Here is a 20,626-nt window from a genome sequence, read left to right as displayed (position 1 = left end):
AAAGGTTGGTCTTGCATTTGGTACTTGCAAAAAACAATTAAACCATGCTGCAAATGTATGTGATAGATATATGATAAATATTGGTTAATTGTTCGCAAATGGTGCGAATTTGTACAAAAACAGCGAGCGGCAAGTTGTCGGTGACTTTAAAGAGATGGAGTAAAGCAAAAGAGAAAAGGTCTTTTAAAAGGCCTTTCCTCTTCTTTTATAGTTGTACTATAATTCTGGTTTTGTTAATAGCCTGCGTTATTGGTCCACTCTGTGAGCAGTATTTGCTGGGAGGGGACAGGGAAGTAGTAATGGCTGTTGGCTTTGAACAGAGAACCTTCCCACTCGGTCGGCTTGACTTCAGATAATTTTTGCAAGCGAACCAGGTCAAACCAGCGTTTCATTTCGGCAAAGAATTCCCAACCCCGTTCATCGAATACCGCATTTATAAAAGATTGCGGATCGGTAGTCTTGGTCAAGCTGCTATGTGCGCGGCTTTGTACCTCTTCCAGAGATTTTCGAGCTAACGGGTCTATGGTATTGGTGGCTCTGACCGAAGCTTCTGCATACATTAAGAGTACGTCTGCGTAGCGGTAGATGCAGGTGATTCCATTGGCCTGTGCGCTTTTGCCGGGAGCACCTTCATTGTAATTATAGTATTTGGAGATGGCGGGCAGTCCGTCGGCGCTTTCTTTATAGTTTACTACTTTACTTTTAGAAACGGGCCATTTGACCATGAAGTTATGGGCTTTACGATCGTCATCGGGGTATTTCAGGTAGAAAGATTCGTTGGCGTAATAGTCGGACCAACCTGCGTTGGGGAAGAAATCTGCCGGATAATATGACTTGCCGTAGTTGCTGGCCGTTTTCTGTTTGGCATTGTGATGGAGGGCGAACAAATGCTCATTTGCTTCTTCCTTTTTGTCTTCCATCCACAGGTTGGCATATTTTTCCGTCAGTTTGAGTCCGGAATTGAGAATGATGTCTTTTGCCGTTACGGCAGCTTTGCCGTAATACTCTTGTCCTTTGTTTAATGGCCATCCTGCCATTGTGATGTAGGCGTCTGCCAAACAAGCCTTCGCTGCCCACTGTGAAGGAGTGGAGCTGAAACCGCTACGACTTTTGGAAGGAAGCCATTCGGCTGCTTTTGTCAAACTTGGAATGATGGCCTTATCATAGATTTCGGCAACGGAAGTACGGGGAACACCCTCTTTTATGTCGGCTTTGGTGAGCATTAAGGGCACTTCACCGAACAAACGCACCAGATAGAAATAAGACAGTCCGCGCATGAAGTATGCTTCACCGAGTACCTGTTGCATTTCTTCGGGTTTTGTGGTAGGAATGGGAGTACCTTCTATTATCTTGTTGGCACTGCTGATGACTTTGTAGAAGAAAATCCAAGGGTTTGAGAAGTCTGCATCATTGCCGGATATGCTCGGAGTAAGCGATTCGAATAAACCTAACGGATTGTTGGCTTTGGTCGGTGAATAAGTAATATCATCTGCTGATACGCTTAATCGTTGCAGACGGGTATTGAAGCCGTAGTTTCCGCCCCACAAATCATGATAAAGGGCAGTTACGCCTTTTGCAGTAGAAGCCACATCTTTGGGATATTCGATGTATTCTTCTTCAGTGATGAAGGATAACGGTTCCTGATTTAAATCTACGCAAGATGCCGTTAAAAGCAAGCTGCTTGCGAAGGTCATGTATAATATCTTTTTCATGTTACTTTTTTATTTATTGGATTAGATTAGAATGAGAAGTTCAGGCCGATTAAATAATTGCGGCTGTTGGGATAAGCGGCCCAATCTACACCTTGTGTCAAGGGTGTGCCCATGGCAGCTTCAGGATCCAGACCTGAATAGTCAGTGATGTGAAATGGATTTTGGATAGAGGCATAGATGCGCAGATTATTGATGCCCATAGCTTTGCAGGTATTTGTCGGCAATGTATAGCCTATGGTGATACTTTTCATCTTGATGAAGCTTCCATCTTCCACGAAGCGGTCGCTGAAAACTTTTAGATCTCCCTTGCCATAAACGAAGCCCGGAATGTCCGTGTTTGTATTTTCTTTGGTCCAGCGGTTCAGGAAAGCCTTTTTGGGAGTCACGCCGAATACGTTTTGTCCGTTGATATTATTATATCCTATTTGGTCAGTGGCATTGTATATGTCAAAGCCATGAAAACCTACGATGAAAAATGAGATGTCAAAGTTCTTATAATTGAAACTGTTGTTCCATCCCCAGTTAAATACGGGCTGTCCACATCCGATGATACTTGCATCATTATCATTGTAAACACCGTCTTGATTGGTATCCAGATATTTGGCATTTCCGGCCTGTATCTTGTAGGTTTCACCCACGGTTTTGCCGTTGGCTTTTCCATTTGCATCGACAAAAGGAGCTTTCACTTCGTTTTCTTGCCATACACCAAGATATTTATATCCCCAGAATGTACCTAACTTTTCGTTTTCGATCATTTGGAATAATTGGTTCTCAAAGTTTCCGGCTTGTTGCTGGCGGTGGTTATAAGTGGGAATTTTATTGAAGGTTCCTTTATTATGTGATAAAGTTAAGTCGGAATGCCAACTGAATGCTTTGCCGGTGATGGGATCGGCGCTTACGGTGAATTCGATACCTGTATTCTTTATTTCACCTGCATTTTTCAATAAGCCGGTGAACCCCATGTGGGCCGGTTGGGCTACTTCAAGGAGGATGTCTTTGGATATTTTACTATACCAGTCGGCGTTTATGCGTAAGCGTCCGTGCAGAAAGCCAAGGTCAACTCCTACATTGAACTGGTCATTGCGTTCCCACTTCAGATAAGGGGCGGCAGGACGTCCCACGGAGTAAGATGTGCTACCGTCGGAATTGACTACTGGAGTCATTTGGGAATAGATGCGGTAGGCTGTCACTGATTGGTTGCCTACGGAACCGTAGCCTACGCGTAACTTTAATTGATCAATTACATCCGTTTCCTTCATGAAGCTTTCCTGTTTGATGTCCCAGGCCAGGGCGGCAGAAGGAAAGTAAGCCCATTTGTCTTTTAAGCGTGAGGAACCATCGGCGCGGATGGAAGCAGTCAGCATATAGCGGTTCATGAATACATAGTTTACGCGCAACATGCCGGACATGAGGGTGGTAATGGAAGCTTCGGAACCTATTCTGGCCATATCGGCTTCAGAATAGCCCAAAGCATTCCAGCCTAAACGGTCGGGATATGCTAAATTGGCAGCTATGCCCGTGTGGCTATAATCATTGCCGTATGCTTGCTCGAATACAGCGGTTGCATTGATGCGGTGGTTTGCATTGAACTCTTTTATATAGCTTAGTGTATTGGTGTTTAACCAACCACTGTTCCAATAGCTGCGGGCTTGGGCTTGTGTTTGGTTGTTCTTGAAATAGTTGTAGCTTTTCTCATTTTCTGCCGAACGGTTTAGGCGGTTCTCGAAGGTCACACCCAGTTGCGAACGGAAACTCAGCCCATCTATGATATCGAATTGTACATAACCTTGCATACGGTTATTGAGGGTTTTGTCACAAGTCTTACTTTCCCAGATCATTCCCATGGGATTATAGCTTTTGTTGCCGTCGGGGAAAGTATTGTTGTAACTTCCGTCTTCTTTTTTCGGCATAATGGTATTAGGGAAATACATCGCTTGTTGTATCAAACCGTCGTATTGGGTGATACGGGGTTTTGACGATTCATTGTAGTAACCGTAGATATTCATTCCCGCTTTTAGCCACTTTTTTATTTTGGTATCTACTTTCAAACGCCAACTGTAAACACTGTTTTCTGATTCTTTAATAGTACCTTGGCTGTTTTCATAGCGCAAAGATGCGAGGAAAGTAGTTCTTTCACCACCACCTGAAACAGACATCTCGTAGTTTTGGGTCAGAGCCGGACTTCGGAAGATTTCTTTGGAATAGTCGAAACCGGGATTTGTTCCGTTTTTGAAAGTCTCCAGTTGTTCTGGAGTATAATATACTTTGGCCGGTTTGCCTTGGGATTCAAAATATTCTTTGCCATAGTCATTGGCCAGTTGAGCATATTCGTATGGAGAAAGGTTATCTGGATATTTGGAAACCGTTTTGAGGTTGGCAAAGGTGTTAAATGATACGGTCAACTTATCTTTGTTGGGAGTTTTGGTTGTGACAAGAATCACACCATTGGCTCCACGAGAACCGTAAACAGCAGTTGCCGAGGCATCTTTCAAGACCTCTACGGATTGGATGTCGGAAGGATTCAAGGATTTCAGGGAGCCGCCGATAAAACCGTCGATTACTACCAATGGACCTGTCTCGGCAGTAATGGAATTGATGCCACGTACACGGATGGTGTTGTCGCTGCTCGGGTCGCCTGAGCCCGAAATTACGGACACACCCGCCATACGTCCTTGCAAGGCATCCGAAACATTGCCGGAGGGGGTGCTCTTCAAGGCTTCGGTAGCTTTTACCGATACTACTGAGCCTGTCAGGTCGCTTTTACGTTGCACGCCGTAGCCAACAACTACTACTTCCTCCAATAATTGACTGTCTTCCGCCAATTTCACATTGATCTTTGTTTTTCCGTCCACTGAGATTTTCTGTGTCCGATAGCCAATATAGGAGAATACGAGAATTGCGTCGGAAGATACGTTGTGGAGGGTGTAGTTTCCGTCAATGTCCGTGATGCAGCCGTTGCTGGTTCCTTCTACTTGGATGGAAGCACCTATTACCGGACCTAAGTTGTCGGTTATTGTACCGGTTACCGTTAGGTTCTGTGCATTTGCCTGTGTGGCAAATAGTACAGAAAGTAGCATGATACCTAAGGATTTTAAAAAGATGGATTTTTGTCTCATAAATATTAATTTAATGGTTATTAATAAAGGTTGATCTCTTGTTTATCACTCAGAAAACAATTAAATCACATTGCAAATGTATGGGAAGAGAGGGGTATAAGCATTAGTCAATTGTTCGCAAATTGTACGAATCCGTACAAATCCGCGAACAATTATCTTACCAGTGTTATTTTCTTTCCTTTTGATTCTTAGCTCCTTTAACGTCTTCTAATAGTGCAGAGAGAGCTTTTGCTTTGTCCGGATATTCTTTTGCTACATTGTGTTTTTCAGAAGGATCGACAGATAGATTGTACAGTTGGGGGTTAGGATCGTTACCTGTTTCCGTCCGGGTCCAGTATTCCAAGGCGGGTTTTTCACTGGGTTCTATGTACTTCCATTCATTTCGGATGATAGCCAGTGTATTATTCAGGTTTTGCTGTATCACATAGCCGCATCCGGCAGTATCTGTTCCCATAAAGTTGCCCGACTGGTCGCGGCTGTCCGGTGCAGTACCCGGTTGTAGGGGATGGTTGAGCAGTGCTGCCAGGGTAGCATAAACATCAATCATGGAGAATAGGGCCTGTTGCTTGCCCGGTTTGATTCCATTGGGCCAGCGTACGATGAAAGGAATGCGCGTTCCTGCATCAAAGGCACTGTATTTTCCACCGCGGTAGTGCTTCATCGGGGTATGCCTGTTCAGTAATTCGCGGGCTTGGTCTTGATAGCCATCGTCAATGACAGGACCGTTATCGCTGCAGAATACGAAGATGGTATTGTCTGCAAGATTCAAACTGTCCAGTGTGTGTATAATTTCTCCGACTGTCCAGTCCAGTTGCAGAATGACATCACCGCGTACACCCAGACCACTTTTGCCGGCAAAACGAGGATGAGGAATACGGGGGACATGAATGTCTTGTGTACCCATATATAGGAAGAAAGGTTCGTCTTTGTGGGCTGCAATGAAGTTTTTGGCTTTGTCGGTAATGATGTCAGCAATGTCTTCGTCTATCCAAAGGGCGGATTTGCCGCCGATCATCCAGCCGATGCGTGGAATACCGTTGATAATGGTATTGTTGTGTCCCTGGCTTGGTTTCATTTTCACGAGTTCAGGATTCTCCAGTCCGGTGGGCCAGTTTCCTACTTTGTGGTCATAGCTTACGGTGATGGGATCGTTCGGGTCGAGCCCGTCCACATATCCGTTTTCGACGAATACACAGGGAACGCGGTCCACGGTGGCAGGTATGATATATTCGTAATCAAAGCCTATATCCTGTGTATTGGGGCTGATGCGGTGGTTGAAGTCTGTACCGTCTTTTGGTCCTAATCCCAGATGCCATTTTCCGATAGCGGCGGTTGCATAACCTTCTTCTTTGAACATATCGGCCATAGTGATGCATGCTGTGTCTATGATCAGTTCGGAGTTGCCGGGAGCGATACCTGTATTTTTCTGTCTCCAAGGATATATTCCGGTCAGTAGCCCGAAGCGGGATGGGGTGCTGGTGGAAGATGTTGCATAAGCGTTGGTGAACTGCAGGCCCTGGCCGGCAAGGCGGTCAATATTTGGGGTGCTTATTTGGGTAGCGCCGTAACAACTCAGGTCACCGATACCAAGATCGTCCGCAATCAAATAGATTACGTTCGGCTTCTGGAGCTGATTGTTTTTGGCTTCTTGTTTGGAAGCATTTCCGCATCCGGCTAAAAGTGCTGCGCTTGGAAGTAGAAGTGAAGAAAGATGTCTCATGTTTTCGGACTTTAAAAGTTTGATTTTTGAGTCCAAAGATAAAGCAGAGTTTGATGATGCATGTGTGAAGAAGTACGGAGGAGGGGAGAAAACGTACAAAAGCGTGGTTGTCCTAATGCAGATGCTTCCGGATATATCTCATCCTTTCTCTTCTTTGTCAGAATCTTCACCTTTGCGATAGGCCAGCGGACTGACATGATATACGTCCTTAAAGCATTTCGAAAAGTAGCGTGATGAACTGAAACCTATTCTGTCAGAGATTTCGGTGATGTTCAGTTCCGGATTGTTGCGCAGCATCAATGCTCCTTTTTTCAAACGGATGGTGAGTATGAAGTCATTCGGAGTCTGTCCGGTGATTGCTTTCAATTTGGTGAACAGGTTGGTACGCGCCATTGCCATCTCGCGGGCAAAAACATTGACATTAAATTCGGTGTCATCCAGATGCTTCTCTATGACAATCATGGCCCGGTCTAAAATTTCCTTATCCATGGGGTTGGTGGCAAGCATTTGTGCAAAAGCTTGTGGTTGCCTGCTGAACTTTTCTTGCAACAGGATGCGTGAATTCACCAAATTGTTGCAACGGGATATCAGCAGGTTGGTGTTGAATGGTTTGGTGATATAGTCATCAGCTCCGATGCGCAGACCCTCGATGTTTTGTTCGATGGCTGTACGTGCCGTCAGCAATACTACGGGGATGTGGCAGGTGTTGAAGTCACTTTTAATATGCTTGCACAGTTCTGTTCCTGACATTTGGGGCATAACCACGTCACTGACCACGATGTTGGGCATTTCGCTATGTACAAGGGTGAGTCCTTGCCTGCCGTCTGAGGCGGTCAGCACTTCATAAAAAGGCTTGAATATGTTTGCCAACATTCCGCGTATGGAATCATTGTCTTCTACAATCAGAATTTTGGCATCCGGTAGGCGTTTGTTTGGGGCGTTTTCTTCCAGTTCGGCTTTCAATAAGGCGTCTGTTTCTGGTCTGGAGACTTCTATTTGATGTACGCTGTCTGCATGTTTGTTGATTTGGGCCTCCTCAAACTGCTCGTTGCCCAGTTGCAGGTTTACAATGAAACTGGTTCCTTTGCCAAGTTCACTTTCCACGCGGATGCCTCCGTGATGCAGTTCGACAATACCTTTGGTCAGTGCCAGCCCGATGCCCGTACCGGTTTTGCCCGAATCGGCGGAATCTATTTGCTCTATCTGGTAAAATCGGTCGAATATTTTGTCTACTTCCCCGGCGTCCATGCCGCTGCCTGTATCGGTTACTCGGATCACTGCATTATCGCCTTCCGTCTTGATGCTGAGGGTGATGGTGTCTTCTGCTACCGTATGTTTGATGGCATTGGAAAGCAGGTTGTTAATTACTTTCTGCATTTGTTTCTGATCGTACCACACTTCCAGACTGTCACTTTCTTTTTCAAAGTTGAAACAGATTTGTTTGGTGCTGGCGTATTCCAGAAATAACAGGTAATTCTCATAAAGGAAGTTCACTATATTGTGTGGGCTTACTTTTATCTTCATGTGGCCTTGTTCCTGTTTGCGAAAGTCGAGCAACTCGGTGATCAGTTCTCTCAATTGGATACTGTTTTTGTAGATACTCAATACCTTATTATATATGGAAGGAGTGAAGTTTTGCAATTGTAGCAATGTCTCCACTTGGGCTACAATCAATGTCAAAGGTGTGCGGAACTCATGTGAGATATTGGTGAAGAAGCGAAGCTTCGACTGGTTCAGGGCTTCTACATCCTGAATATGTTTCTGTTCATACTTCAGGGATTCGCGCAGCTTGATTCTTGATTTGTAAGTACGTACTAAGTACCACAGCAATGCTCCAGCCACTACCAGGTAGATAAGGCAGGCAAGGGGAGTTTTATAATAAGGAGGCAGTACATGGATTGTCAGGTGTACCTGCGGACAGAGACTTTCGCTTTTTCTATCAGGCTTGATAATCAGGTTGTAAGTACCTGCATTCAGATTTGTATAGGTGATGGTATGCAGGCCACGGGTGTTGTTCCAGTCGTTGGAGAAACCTTCCAGTTTGTAGATGATGTCGTCTTTATTGGCAGCTACATAGTTGGAGGTGGCAAACTCGATACTGAACATGGATTGGTTGGCATTGAGGGTAATTTCGGACGTACAGTACAATGATTGCCGCAGGATGCCCGTGTTATCTCCTGTCTTTATCTCCGTTCCGTTCACGATGAGACGTGAAAGGATAATCTTGTATGGTTTCGGCGTAAAGTTCAGTTGTTTTTCATGGAAAGAAATCATGCCTTGTGTGCCACCCAGAAATATCTCACCATCATGAGTCACGCAAAGTGCGTTTTCATTGACGGCTGTCAATGGAAAGCCGTTTTCCGTGCTGTAATTCTGGAATTGTTTAGTCCGGTAATTGAAGATGGAGAAGCCTTCATTAGTAATAAGCAGCAGCTTGCCACTGGTTGGTGACTCTTGCGTCTCGTAGATGCAGTCACTGGCAAGCCCGTTTTGTGCCTGATCGAAGTTCTCGAAATCATTGGTGGCAGGGCGGTACATATCCAGTCCGCTGCCTGAAGTGGAGAACCACAAGTTGCCTTTGCTATCTTGCGTGATGTTGTTCACATTGTTATTGCTGATACTGTGCGGATTGTGCGGATCATGGCGGTAGTTGGCCAGCCTTCCTGTGTCAAAGCGATAGCTGAACACGCCTTCTCCCGTGGCTGCAATCCACAGGGTTTCCTTGTCGTCAAAAGTGATATCCGCCACCATCTTTATTTTCTTGCCTTCTTTGGTGTCCTGAAACAACTGTCGGCATTTTCCGTTTTCAGGGTCGAAAAGGCATATGCCATTCTGTGTTGCCACGATAAGGAAATTCTGGTATGGGGCAATGTCACGGATAATGTCTGATGGAAGCGTTTCGGGGTTGTCGGTTTCCATGCGATAGTGCGTGAAGCGTCCGGAAGGAATTTCCAACTTGTTCAATCCTCCCAGATGAGTGCCTATCCAGATTATCTCTTTGGAAGCGTCGTAATAGAGTGCTTTTATGTTGTTATGCGAAATGCCGTTCGGAGTGTATCCGGTGCGGAACCACTTGAATTCTCCTGTATGGCGGTCATAGAAATTGAGTCCGCCGCCTTCTGTTCCTATCCACAGGTTGCCGTTTTTATCTTCTATGGTTCGTCCCACCACCGGATTGCTTAAGCCGGATTTTTCTGTTGGTGAGTAGGTGTAGCGTGTGTAAATCTCGTATTCGGGATTGAAGTAGTTGACTCCGCCGAAGTATGTACCCAGCCACAGAGTACCTTGATTGTCCTTGACAATACACCAGATGGAAGAGTGTGTCAGTCCGTCGCTCTGTGTGTCACCGGCAGTATGGTTCTGGAAGTATCCTGTATTCTTGTCGTAGCAGTTCAGCCCATTGAAAGTGCCAATCCAGATGTTTCCCAGATTGTCCTCGCAGCATGCCCTTACAAAGTCCGAAGAAATGCTGCGGGAATTGTTGGGATCGTTCCTGAAATTGCTGATTTCCCCGTTTGTCTTTACCCTGTACAGGCCTTCTTTCCAGCTTCCTATCCATAACTCGCCTTTGCTGTCCTGATAGATGTTGGTGATATTTCCTTTCAAGATGGGATGGCTCAGTTCTTTGCTGTTCAAATTCAGTCGATATACTCCATTGCCGGTAGTTCCGAGCCAAAATTGTCCTTTGTCCAGATGCATGCAGCAGATCTCCAGATTCTCGCCTGCCAGTTGGTAGTAGAGATTGAAGTTTCCGGTTTGTTCGTTGTAACGATAGAGTTCGTTCTTTTTTCCAATGAAAAGCCCGTTGTTATAGTAGATACTGCTGATATTTCCCTGTATCAGGGTGGTGAATTTCTGTGTGGCAAGGTTGAACTCAGCTACACCTTCCGTACAGAGCAAGTAGATTTTTCCGTTATGATTGCCTGTCAGACGCAGCACTGTATTGCAGAAGAGACTGTTGGGATCGTTCTTCCTCAGCTTGTAGGTTTGTATATCTTCTCCGTCATATCGGTTCAGTCCTTCACGCGTACCGATCCATAAAATGCCGTTTTCATCGGTATAAAGACTGTTGACGGAGAATTGCGACAAGCCGTCATCTGTTGTCAGATGGCTGAAAGTAATATTTTGTCCTTGCAGGGTTGTGGAGACCATGCATACTGAAATTAGGTATAGCCAGATGATGAACTTCTGCACTTTTGAGGTCTTTATTAAGATTTCAGTCACAAATATATGAATATTTTGTGCAAAAGTTTCCGGTTGTCCGTATGTTTTTGAGGTTGTGTCTGCTTAAATGTATTATTTCGGATGCCTGCTGAACGATATTGGCTTTTGGGAAAATCAAGAAAAGTACAGCCGCATATCTGTAATAAATTGGAGCATGGCCGATGCTCTTTCATTTTCGTAATCAGATATTTTTCTGTATATCTGTATATATTGAAGAATACCTGCTGTGTAGGCATTTTCTTGCTCTACATTTCGCTACTATAGGCAAAGAACAGGATGCTTATGACATCGGTACTTTGAGGAGTGTAAAGGTAGCATTTGTCAACATCGGTTTTCTCTACGCACATGTACTTGTCGGTATAGACGGGCACGATAGCCGTATCGGCTCTCGACATGGATCAATAAAAGGAAGGTGCAGCTTGTCTGTTTAATCATGATTCTTCTATTTTATACAAGATTTCCCAATTATTCATCCCTTTTTGTCGATATATCTGTATAAATGTATAAATTTGAAGGCTCGATGGCTTATTGGCCCTCTCGACAGATTGCAAGGAACATATTTATTGTATAATATTTTAAATCATTTAAGTTGTCATGAAAGACCTTTTATCTATTGTATCTCACTTCCAAATGGAAGGTACAGTTCAAGAAATCAAACCTTTGGGAGCAGGACTGATTAATGATACCTACAAAGTATCCACACTCGAGGCAGAAGCTCCGGATTATGTGCTGCAACGTATCAACCATGCTATTTTTCAAGATGTGGAGATGTTGCAGGCCAACATTGATGCCGTGACCAGACACATACGCAAGAAGCTGGAAGAAAAAGGAGAGGCCGACATCGGGCGCAAAGTGCTTCATTTCCTCTCTACTGCCGAGGGGAAGACTTACTGGTACGATGGTGAGAACTATTGGCGCGTAATGGTTTTCATTCCACGAGCCAAGACCTTTGAAACTGTCAATCCTGAATATTCTTATTACGCAGGCGCTGCTTTCGGAAACTTTCAGGCCATGCTGGCCGATATTCCCGATACCTTGGGCGAGACAATCCCAGACTTTCATAATATGGAATTCCGCTTGAAGCAGCTTCGTGATGCTGTAGCTGCCGATGCCGCCGGACGTGTCAAGGAAGTGCAGTATTTTCTTGACGAGATTGAGAGACGTGCCGATGAAATGTGTAAGGCCGAACGTCTGCACCGTGAAGGTAAACTTCCAAAACGCGTATGTCACTGCGATACGAAAGTGAATAATATGATGTTTGATGAAGACGGGACAGTGCTCTGCGTTATTGACCTTGACACTGTGATGCCCAGCTTCATATTCTCCGATTTCGGTGATTTCCTCCGTTCCGGAGCCAATACAGGTCTGGAAGACGACAAGAATCTGGATAACGTGAACTTCAATATGGAGATATTCAAGGCTTTCACCAAAGGATACCTTGAATCGGGCAAGTCCTTCCTGCTGCCCATAGAGGTTGAGAACCTGCCATACGCGGCAGCATTGTTCCCGTACATGCAATGTGTGCGTTTCTTGGCCGACTATATCAACGGTGATACTTATTATAAGATTCAATATCCGGAACATAATCTCGTGCGTACCAAAGCCCAGTTCAAACTGTTGCAGAGCGTGGAAGAGCATACTCCGGACATGCAAAAGTTCATAGCTTCATGTATTTGAGAAAGTTTTTGACGATGATGGTGGCGGCAGTTCTCTGTGCCTTGCCGTTGTCTGCCGATAATCCCCAAAATAGTAAAATGAAAGAATTGAATGTAAAGAAAGTAAGCGCGGTAAATGTGCCGGTAGAATCGGTTCCCGCTTTGCTGGATAAAGAAAAAGTGGCTTTTCAGCCTTTGAAGTCTGTCAACTGGGAGGCAGCTTACCCTTATTGTCCCGATGTGGAATTTCGTATTGCCCATACTGGAGACGCTTTTCTGCTGAACTTCAAAGTAGAAGAGGCAAGTGTTCGTGCGGTGGCCGGGCATGATAACGGATCTGTTTGGGAAGATGCCTGTGTGGAGTTCTTTTCTATTCCCGCTGCTGACGGCATTTATTATAATATAGAGTGCAACTGTGTGGGAACACTGCTTGTAGGAGCTGGAACTGGACGTGGAAACCGTAAACCTGCTCCGCAAGAGGTGCTCGACAAGGTTCAGCGCTGGTCATCTTTGGGTCGTGAGGCTTTTGAAGAAAAGATAGGAGAATGTACTTGGGAGGTAGCTTTGATTATCCCTTATTCCACCTTTTTCCTGCACGATATTGCTTCGTTGGATGGGAAAACCATCCGCGCCAACTTCTATAAATGCGGTGACAAGCTCCGTACTCCTCATTTTCTCTCGTGGAGTCCAATAGAGTTGCCGAAACCTGATTTTCATAGCCCCAAGTTCTTCGGGACGCTGAATTTGGAATAGGAAAAAAATGTTTGGTCGGAGCCTCGTTCTTCATTGGAGAACGGGGCTCGATTTGTTTTTTGGGTGTATGGATAGTAGATAATTGAATAAAAACAGGTTATATATACTAAAAATCACTATATTTGGCGTCATACCTTACTAAAACGAAAAACAAACTATGAACCAAGAACTAACAATGAATGCCAACTTGCTGGTGGCATTCCTTCAGAAACCGTCTTCTGAGTTCACTAAGGAAGACATTATCAACTTTATTCGGCAGAATGAAATTCGCATGGTAAACTTCATGTACCCTGCCGGTGACGGGCGTTTGAAAACCCTGAATTTCGTCATCACTGATTTGGACTATCTGAATGCCATACTTACTTGCGGCGAGAGGGTGGACGGTTCCAGCCTTTTCTCCTTTATAGAGGCAGGAAGTAGCGACCTTTACGTCATTCCCCGTTATCGTACCGCCTTTGTCGATCCGTTTGCCGAAATTCCTACTTTGTCCATGCTCTGTTCTTTCTTCAATAAAGACGGGAAACCTTTGGAGAGTGCTCCAGAGCATACGCTTCATAAGGCAAGCAAGGCATTTACCGAAGTCACAGGAATGCAGTTTCAGGCAATGGGTGAGTTGGAATATTATGTGATAGCTCCCGATGCCGGAATGTTTGAGGCAACCGATCAACGCGGTTATCACGAATCGGGTCCGTATGCCAAGTTCAATGAATTTCGCACCCGGTGCATGTCTTATATCGCACAGGCGGGCGGACAAATAAAATACGGACATTCAGAAGTGGGTAACTTCACGTTGGACGGTTACGTTTACGAGCAGAATGAGATAGAATTCCTGCCTACTCCTGTGGAACAGGCTGCCGATCAGTTGATGATTGCCAAATGGATTATCCGCAATCTGGGCTATAAGCATGGCTATAACGTTACGTTTGCTCCCAAAATAACAGCGGGAAAAGCCGGTTCGGGGCTGCATATCCACATGCGCATGATGAAGGATGGCAGAAATGTAATGTTAGAGGACGGTGTGCTGTCCGTAGCGGCCCGCAAAGCCATTGCGGGGATGATGGAATTGGCTCCTTCCATTACTGCTTTCGGTAATACGAATCCCACTTCTTACTTCCGGCTTGTGCCTCATCAGGAAGCGCCTACCAATGTTTGCTGGGGTGACCGCAACCGTAGTGTATTGGTGCGTGTACCTTTGGGATGGTCTGCTAAGACCGATATGTGTGTGCTGGCAAATCCTTTGGAATCGGAAAGTCATTTCGATACCGGTGTGAAGCAGACGGTAGAGATGCGTTCACCGGACGGATCGGCAGATCTGTATCAGTTGCTTGCGGGTCTTGCAGTGGCCTGTCGACATGGCTTTGAGTTGGATGATCCTCTGGAGATTGCGGAGAAGACTTATGTTAACGTAAACATCCATCAGAGGGAGAATGAAAGTAAGCTGAGGTCATTGGCGCAGTTGCCTGACAGTTGTGAGGCATCTGCCGACTGTTTGGAGAAGCAGCGTGCCGTTTTTGAACGGTATGATGTGTTCAGCCCTGCAATGATAGACGGGATCATTCGCAAGCTCCGCAGTTATAACGACCGTACTTTGCGTGCCGATTTGGCTGGCAGGCCGGAAGCGATGTTGAAGCTGGTGCACGAATATTTCCATTGCGGGTAGCTGCCTCTTGTTTCTGAACTCCCTTTTTTATAATCCGCAAAGGATGTGACTGTAATATTTTTATACCATAAGAAGATTTACGTCTGAGAGGGATTGAAGTTTAAACCGATTCCCTCTCAGAACGCCTTCTGAGGTGGGGGTATTTCAGTATACGACTGAAATACTTTAAGTATTATACTGAGACTATTTCAGTATACGACTGAGATAGTTTCGGTATAAGGCAGAGGCAACATCATCTTCGAAATATCTTTGGAGGCAATGCTTTCTGTCTATGTTTTGTTGAATTTTCTACATGCGTATTCAGAGGCAGGTAGGGAGTAAAAGTCCCGGTTATCAAATGTCGGTGATAACCGGGACTTTTAATTCTTTGTTACTTCACGATGCCTTTAGAATCTTTGATGAAGTTGATGATATTGCGTATCTCATCACTCATCGGCACTTGGTCTTCAATCTTCTGCAAGGCGTCTTGTATGCTGAAGTTACCCTGGTAAACCAGGCGGTATGCATTCACGATGTGGCGCAGTACTCGTTCCGTGATTGGCACTTCATGCTGATGTTGCAGCACTACAGCATTGACACCGTGATATTCTGCCGGATTACCGTTCATGATGACGTAGGGAGGCACATCCTTTGATATGCGGCATCCTGCCTGAATCAGTACCCAGTTTCCGATATGGCAGTTCTGGTGTATAATGACATTGCTGCTCAGGATGGTGCAGTTGTCTATCCGGCATTCTCCGGCAATGGTGGTCTTGATACCCAGCACGCAATGGTTACCTATCTGCACATCATGGCAGAGGTGAACGCCATCCATCAGGTAGTTGTCATTACCTATGCGGGTAGCGCCATCGGTATAGGTGGCCCGGCTGATTACCACGTTTTCGCGGATGTCATTGTTGTCACCGATAATGAGTTGGCTTTCTTCACCTTCGTAGTGGAAGTCTTGTGGTTCGCTGGCCAGCACGGCTCCGTGGTGTATTTTGTTTCCCTTGCCCATACGGGTTCCGTTTAAGACTTTTGCACCCGACATGATGATACAGCCGTCACCGATTTCCACATCCCCTTCTATATAGGCGAAAGGTTGAACAGTTACATTCTTGCCGATTTTTGCGGCAGAATCTACAAATGCTAATGGACTAATCATGTTTCTCAATGTTTAATTATTCTTTCTCTCTTCCTCCTCCAAGTGCCTGATACAAGTTTACTACTGCCTGTATGCCGGCAAAAGTGTCTGACACCTCTGAAAGCTGTGCGCTGAGATAAGACTGCTCGGCAGACAAAACTTCGAGATAGGTTGACGTGCCTAATTTAAACAATTCTTTTGTATCTTCCGCTGCTTTGCGGGCAGAATTTACTTGGATGGTTCGCGCAGTAGCCTTTTCTGTTTCCATTTGATATTTGGATAGAGCGTTGCTCACTTCGTTTCCGGCTTTCAGCAGAGAAGTCTGGAATTGAATCTTGGCTTGTTCTTCCTGTGCCTTGGCTTGCTTCAGGCGTGCGATGTTGGTTCCGCGATAGAACAGGGGCTGTGTCAGCGAACCGATGGCAGAGGCCAACAATTTGCCCGGATTGACGATAGCAGAACCGGCACTGTTGGTCCAGCCTGCCGAACCGCTTAATGTAATCTGCGGGTAAAAGGCGGCACGTGCGCTGTTGGTGTTGTAATATTTGGATGCCAATGCCATTTCGGCTGCTTTTACATCCGGACGGTTGGACAGTAGCTGCAAGGGGATGCCGACAGAGAACTCTTTGGGCAATTGTTGTGCCTCCAATACGCTGCGCGAAATGCTTTGTGCCGGCTTGTTCAGTATCAGGCACAGCGCATTCTCCGTTTCGCGGATGCTTTGGCGTATATCGGGCAAGGATGCTTTGACCTGCGCATAGGCAGTGCGGCTTTGCTCTACGGCAACTGAAGTAGTGCCGTATATGCCTGCGTCTTTCATGGCCTTTACTGTTTCCATGTTTCTTTTCAGGATGTCAACAGTGCCTTCGGTGATTTGCAGTTGACGGTCGAGCATCAATAAGGTATAATACATGTTGGCTACATTGGCGATGACCTGCGTCTGCACGGCCTGTTCGTGAAAACGGGTTTGTTTTAGGGAAACCTGTGCATTGCGTTTCGGATTCAGTAACTGGCCGAAAAGATCTATCTGCCAGCTTGCCGTTACAGGCAGCGAATAGGTTTGTGTAGCTTTATTCTTGTCCCAACTGCTGACAGTTCCTTGCGGGGAAAGTCCCAGCATAGGGGCGTATGCCAGACGGGCAGACATCAGTGCAGCCTGCGCTTGTTTCACGTTAAGGGTTGCATTGCGCAGGTCGGCATTGTTGGCAAGCGCCTGCTCGATAAGTGTCTGTAACTGCGGATCTGTAAAGACTTTCCGCCAAGGTAGATTGCCGAAGTTGGCAGTGTCTGCTGCAAGGGTGTCGTTTACGGCAGCCGTATCGCGGTACAAGCCTTCGGCAGTGATGTCATCGGGTCTGTCATATGATCTGTAGATATGGCAACTGCTCAGTAGGGCAGTTGCACACATCAAGGTTATTATTTGCTTCTTCATTCTTTGATTTATTTAGTGTATTGCTCAATTTCAGGTTCAGCATCCGAGTTGTCCACATCGGCCCATTCCATCGGTTTGAACTTTTCCTGTAAATATTGGAATGCCACAAATAATGCGGGCACTACGAATATCTGGAGAACCATGCCTATGAGCATGCCGCCGATGGCGGATGTGCCCAAGGTGCGGTTGCCGTGTGCCCCGGCTCCGGATGCCATCATCAGCGGAATCAGACCGACAATCATGGCGAGTGACGTCATCAGGATGGGGCGCAGACGGGCGGCGGCGCCCAGTACGGCAGCCCAGGTGATGCTCATTCCCATCTTGCGGCGGTCAAGGGCAAACTCTACAATCAGGATGGCGTTCTTCGCTAACAGTCCCATCAGCATGATCAATGCAATCTGCATGTAGATGTCATTGGACATGGAACCCATTATCATCTTCATGACGGAGATGTTTCCAATGGCACTCATTCCATTGACGAACAGGAAACTGCCGAGCAGACCGAACGGTATGGACAACAGCACGGAGAGTGGCAGTATATAGCTTTCGTACTGTGCGCTCAACAGCAGGTAAACAAATACGAAGCAGAGTACGAAAATGAGTCCGGTGGTACTGCCGCTGCTTTCCGCTTCTTCACGTGCCATACCGCCAAGTTCGTAACCGAAGCCGGCGGGCAGGTCTTCCTTGGCAACTTCTGCAATGGCAGCTAACGCCTGGCCGGAAGTATAACCTTCGGCGGGTGACACCATTACCTTCATGGAAGTGTAGAGGTTGAAACGGCTGATGATGTCCGGACCATAAACCTTCTTGATGTTCATGAATTGTGAGATGGGAGCCATGTCATTGCCGTTGCGTACTTTGATGTTTTGCAAGGACTCAAGGTTGACGCGTGAATTGGGGTCGGCCTGTACCATTACGCGGTACATCTTGCCGAAACGGTTGAAGTTGGAAGCATACAAGCCACCGTAATATCCCTGCATGGTAGTGAGGATGTCACTCGGACTGATGCCGGCACGTTTGCAGGCAGCCGCGTCGATATCTATCATATATTGCGGGAAGCGTGGATTGAAGGTGGTTTGTGCCGTATTGATTTCCGGACGCGCTTCCAAAGCCGAGATATAAGTCTTTACCACATCATAGAACTTGTCGAGGTCACCACCGGTCTTGTCCTGCATGTTCAGTTCGATGTCACTGGATGCAGAGTATCCCGGAATCATGGGTGGTTGGAAAAAGAGTACCTGTGCCTCTTTGATGACTTTCTGCGCACGCATGTAGAGCGAGATAAAGACAATTTGTGAATTCTGCATTGTTCCGCGTTCTTCCCACGGCTTCAGCTTGATGATGAAAGAGCCGTAGGACGGACCTTGACCACCGATGAAACTGTAACCTGAAATCATGGTGCGTGATGACACGGCGGGATCGGCGGCAACCAGACTATCCACACGAGCGAAGACTTCTTCGGCGCGTTCCTGTGAAGTGCCGGGGGGCAAAGTTACGGCTCCCATAATAGTTCCTGTATCTTCGTTTGGAACCATGCCGGTGGGTGTGGTTTTCATAAAGAAGAACAGTAGGATAATGGATGCTCCCACCAGGCCGAAAGTCAGCCATTTTTTCTGAATGAAGAACAGTACACGTTTCTTGTATTTCTTCAGTACAGTGTCGTAGGCGGTGTTGAAAGCCGTATGGAAGCGTGATATAAGTGTGGATTTTTTTTCTCCGTGTTCCTCATGAGGTTTCAGTAGTAAAGCGCACAATGCCGGACTCAATGTCAAAGCATTCAGGGCTGAAAGCCCGATGGCGATGGCCATTGTCAGACCGAACTGGCGGTAAAACGTACCGGCTGTGCCACTCATGAAGCTGACTGGGATGAATACAGACATCATAACCAGTGTGATGGAGACGATAGCTCCACCCAATTCATTCATGGCATCTATGGAAGCCAGTTTAGCGGATTTGTAGCCCTGATCCAGCTTGGCATGGACTCCTTCCACCACCACTATGGCGTCATCCACTACTATGGCAATGGCAAGCACCATCGCACACAAGGTCAGCAAATTGATGCTGAAACCGATGAGTGAGAGTACGAAGAATGTACCGATCAAAGCTACCGGGATGGCAATGGCGGGAATCAGTGTGGAGCGCAGGTCCTGCAAGAATATATATACCACAATGAATACCAGGATAAATGCTTCTATCAAAGTCTTCAATACTTCATGTATGGAAGCAAAGAGAAAGTCGTTGGCATTTAGTGAAATGTTCACTTTCAGGCCGGCAGGGAGAGTGTCGCTGGTTTCTTTCAGCATGTTTTCTATTTCGGCGATGGTTTGCGTGGCATTGCTGCCTGCCATCTGGAAAACGATACAGGTCACGGCATTGTGTCCGTTCACTTTGTTGTTAAGAGAGTAGGACAGGCGGCCCAGTTGCACATCAGCTATGTCTTTCAGGCGTAACACTTCACCATCGGGCAGTGCCTTGATAACGATATTCTCGAATTCCGTCTGCTGTTGTAATCGTCCGCGGTAGCGGATGGTGTATTGGAAAGTCTGGTTACCCCGTTCGCCGAACTGTCCGGGAGCAGCTTCCACGTTCTGTTCGGCCAGCGCGGCGCTCACATCCGAAGGAATGAGCTTATATTGTGCCATGATATCGGGCTTCAACCAAATGCGCATGGAGTAATCTTGCCCCATCACCATAGCTTCGCCCACACCTTTTACACGCTGGATCTGTGGGATCAGGTTGATTTTTGCGTAGTTCTCGATGAACTCGATATCATGTGTATCACTCTCGTCATAAATGGAGAACACCACCAGCATGGAATTCTGGCGCTTCTGGGTAGTGACGCCCACTTTGGTTACTTCGGCTGGAAGCAAACCTTGCGCCATGGATACTCGGTTCTGTACATTCACTGCTGCCATGTCGGGGTCGGTCCCTTGCTTGAAATAGATGTTGATGCTTGCAGTACCGTTGTTGGCGGCAGTGGACTGCATGTACATCATGTTCTCCACACCATTGATCTGGTCTTCCAGAGGTGCGATGACGGAGTTCAATACGGTTTGAGAACTGGCGCCCGTATAAGTGGCGCTTACCGATACGGTAGGAGGTGCGATGTCCGGATATTGGGAGATGGGCAGGGTCAGCAAGCCAATGATACCCAGTATGACTATCAGGATGGAAATTACCGTTGATAGTACCGGACGGTTAATGAATCTATCTAATTTCATTTCATGAAAA

General features: G+C 46.3%; 11 protein-coding genes. 3 read left to right on the top strand and 8 right to left on the bottom strand.

Going from position 1 to position 20,626, the window contains the following annotated elements:
* Positions 1-233: 233 nt before the first annotated feature.
* The 5 genes from BACHE_RS02940 to BACHE_RS17515 all read right to left on the bottom strand — a co-directional run bounded on the left by BACHE_RS02940 (position 234) and on the right by BACHE_RS17515 (position 11,167).
* On the bottom strand, positions 234-1,712 hold the full coding sequence (locus BACHE_RS02940; RefSeq protein ID WP_013546217.1) for a RagB/SusD family nutrient uptake outer membrane protein: 1,479 nt from the start codon (positions 1,710-1,712) through the stop codon (positions 234-236).
* 26 nt (positions 1,713-1,738) lie between these two features.
* Positions 1,739-4,828, bottom strand: a complete 3,090-nt coding sequence (locus BACHE_RS02935; RefSeq protein WP_013546216.1) for a SusC/RagA family TonB-linked outer membrane protein — start codon at positions 4,826-4,828, stop codon at positions 1,739-1,741.
* Between the two features lie 166 nt (positions 4,829-4,994).
* Positions 4,995-6,548 (bottom strand): sulfatase family protein, encoded by a 1,554-nt coding sequence (locus BACHE_RS02930; RefSeq protein ID WP_013546215.1) that lies wholly within the window; start codon positions 6,546-6,548, stop codon positions 4,995-4,997.
* 138 nt (positions 6,549-6,686) lie between these two features.
* Positions 6,687-10,742, bottom strand: coding sequence for a hybrid sensor histidine kinase/response regulator transcription factor (locus tag BACHE_RS02925; protein ID WP_041579599.1), 4,056 nt, complete (start codon positions 10,740-10,742; stop codon positions 6,687-6,689).
* A 275-nt stretch (positions 10,743-11,017) separates the two neighbouring features.
* A complete protein-coding gene (locus tag BACHE_RS17515) occupies positions 11,018-11,167 on the bottom strand; it encodes a hypothetical protein (protein ID WP_187289284.1) in 150 nt (49 codons plus the stop codon).
* 199 nt (positions 11,168-11,366) lie between these two features.
* Between BACHE_RS17515 and BACHE_RS02915 the strand changes: the two genes are divergently transcribed.
* The 3 genes from BACHE_RS02915 to BACHE_RS02905 all read left to right on the top strand — a co-directional run bounded on the left by BACHE_RS02915 (position 11,367) and on the right by BACHE_RS02905 (position 14,840).
* Complete coding sequence (locus tag BACHE_RS02915) at positions 11,367-12,449, top strand: phosphotransferase enzyme family protein (RefSeq protein WP_013546212.1); 1,083 nt, start codon at positions 11,367-11,369, stop codon at positions 12,447-12,449.
* A complete protein-coding gene (locus tag BACHE_RS02910; RefSeq protein ID WP_013546211.1) occupies positions 12,440-13,180 on the top strand; it encodes a carbohydrate-binding family 9-like protein in 741 nt (246 codons plus the stop codon). Before BACHE_RS02915 ends, BACHE_RS02910 begins: the two co-directional genes overlap by 10 nt.
* Positions 13,181-13,337: 157 nt before the next feature.
* Entirely contained in the window at positions 13,338-14,840 is a 1,503-nt protein-coding gene (locus BACHE_RS02905; RefSeq protein WP_013546210.1) for a glutamine synthetase family protein, read from the top strand.
* A gap of 370 nt (positions 14,841-15,210) precedes the next feature.
* Here BACHE_RS02905 and lpxA read toward each other — a convergent pair whose 3' ends face one another.
* From lpxA to BACHE_RS02890, 3 genes are read right to left on the bottom strand one after another with little or no spacing between them, the layout of a single operon-like run.
* On the bottom strand, positions 15,211-15,984 hold the full coding sequence (gene lpxA / locus BACHE_RS02900; RefSeq protein ID WP_013546209.1) for an acyl-ACP--UDP-N-acetylglucosamine O-acyltransferase: 774 nt from the start codon (positions 15,982-15,984) through the stop codon (positions 15,211-15,213).
* 16 nt (positions 15,985-16,000) lie between these two features.
* Positions 16,001-17,395, bottom strand: a complete 1,395-nt coding sequence (locus tag BACHE_RS02895) for a TolC family protein (protein WP_013546208.1) — start codon at positions 17,393-17,395, stop codon at positions 16,001-16,003.
* Between the two features lie 8 nt (positions 17,396-17,403).
* Positions 17,404-20,616, bottom strand: coding sequence for an efflux RND transporter permease subunit (locus tag BACHE_RS02890; RefSeq protein WP_013546207.1), 3,213 nt, complete (start codon positions 20,614-20,616; stop codon positions 17,404-17,406).
* Between the last annotated feature and the right edge of the window lie 10 nt (positions 20,617-20,626).

The organism is Bacteroides helcogenes P 36-108, from assembly GCF_000186225.1.
Taxonomy (GTDB): Bacteria; Bacteroidota; Bacteroidia; order Bacteroidales; family Bacteroidaceae; genus Bacteroides; species Bacteroides helcogenes.
This window is presented reverse-complemented; position numbering and strand designations above follow the sequence as displayed.

What these genes read in the sequence shown, in the direction of transcription:
- BACHE_RS02910 (WP_013546211.1), top strand. Translation starts at nt 12,440, where the DNA reads ATGTATTTGAGAAAGTTTTTGACGATGATGGTGGCGGCAGTTCTCTGT.
- BACHE_RS02930 (WP_013546215.1), bottom strand. Translation starts at nt 6,548, where the DNA reads ATGAGACATCTTTCTTCACTTCTACTTCCAAGCGCAGCACTTTTAGCC.
- BACHE_RS02890 (WP_013546207.1), bottom strand. Translation starts at nt 20,616, where the DNA reads ATGAAATTAGATAGATTCATTAACCGTCCGGTACTATCAACGGTAATT.
- lpxA (WP_013546209.1), bottom strand. Translation starts at nt 15,984, where the DNA reads ATGATTAGTCCATTAGCATTTGTAGATTCTGCCGCAAAAATCGGCAAG.
- BACHE_RS02905 (WP_013546210.1), top strand. Translation starts at nt 13,338, where the DNA reads ATGAACCAAGAACTAACAATGAATGCCAACTTGCTGGTGGCATTCCTT.
- BACHE_RS17515 (WP_187289284.1), bottom strand. Translation starts at nt 11,167, where the DNA reads ATGTCGAGAGCCGATACGGCTATCGTGCCCGTCTATACCGACAAGTAC.
- BACHE_RS02895 (WP_013546208.1), bottom strand. Translation starts at nt 17,395, where the DNA reads ATGAAGAAGCAAATAATAACCTTGATGTGTGCAACTGCCCTACTGAGC.
- BACHE_RS02935 (WP_013546216.1), bottom strand. Translation starts at nt 4,828, where the DNA reads ATGAGACAAAAATCCATCTTTTTAAAATCCTTAGGTATCATGCTACTT.
- BACHE_RS02915 (WP_013546212.1), top strand. Translation starts at nt 11,367, where the DNA reads ATGAAAGACCTTTTATCTATTGTATCTCACTTCCAAATGGAAGGTACA.
- BACHE_RS02940 (WP_013546217.1), bottom strand. Translation starts at nt 1,712, where the DNA reads ATGAAAAAGATATTATACATGACCTTCGCAAGCAGCTTGCTTTTAACG.